This window comes from Rhizobium sp. 01N447_2 (assembly GCF_056399245.1).
In genome coordinates, this window is the sequence record NZ_JBFTQY010000169.1 from 1 (window position 1) to 1003 (window position 1003).

The 1003-nt window shown below is 60.8% G+C and carries 1 protein-coding gene; it reads left to right on the plus strand.

Annotated features, from left to right (window positions below; genetic code table 11):
• On the plus strand, positions 1 to 1003 hold a 1003-nt coding region (locus tag AC1ECN_RS38550), incomplete at both ends, for an AAA family ATPase (protein ID WP_477956068.1).

The window sequence follows — 1003 nt, forward strand, 5'->3', positions numbered from 1 at the left end:
CGGGCCGGCGCCAAGCTCGTGCTGGTCGGCGACCATGAACAGCTTCAGGCGATCGGAGCGGGCGCACCGTTCCGGGCAATCGCGGAAGCTGTCGGTCATGCGCAGCTTTCGGACGTCCGACGGCAGAAAGCGGATTGGCAGAAGCAGGCTTCGATCGACTTTGCCTCTCACCGGACCGCAGACGGACTGTCAGCCTATGCTGCACATGGCAACATCCAGCTGAAAGCGAACCGCGACGACGTGCTGAAGGCGATCATTGCCGATTACGTCGCTGACCGATCGGCACATCCCGACGACACGCGCATTGCGATGGCGCATAGGCGCGACGACGTGCGTGCCATCAATGCCGGCATTCGCGCCGCGTTGCAGGAGTGCGGTGAGCTGGCAAAGGCCAGCAACCCGTCTGGTGATAAAGGTGAGGAACTGAGTTACCAGACCAACAATGGGAAGCGATCTTTTGCGCGCGGCGACCGCATCGTCTTTTTGGAGAACGATCGCGATCTCGGCGTCAAGAATGGCATGTTGGGCGAGGTGGTCGCCGTCGCGCCGGACGCAATACAAGTTCGGCTTGACGGCAAGGCGCAGACGCAAGATGGGCAGCGCCAGGTGACCGTACCGGTGAATAGTTACCAAKCCTTTGAYCACGGCTACGCMACGACGATCCACAAGACGCAAGGCGCTACCGTCGAYCGGAGTTTTGTYCTSGCGTCGACGACRATGGACCGGCATCTGACCTATGTGGCGATGACCCGTCATCGTGAAGAGGTGCAGCTCTATGCCGGGCTCGATGCATTCAAGACGGAGCGCGCCCTGACAGAGAYACTGAGCCGCTCAGGCGTGAAAGAGACGACACTCGACTATACCCATGACTTTGCCAATCGGCGCGGCATGGAGGATCGCCAGGGGCAGGGCGAGAGTGATGTCGCATCTCATGGAATCAGCAAAGGGATACAGCCCATCCCGGACACCGCGGTTCCCAAGCCAATGCAAGAACCACGGCCGC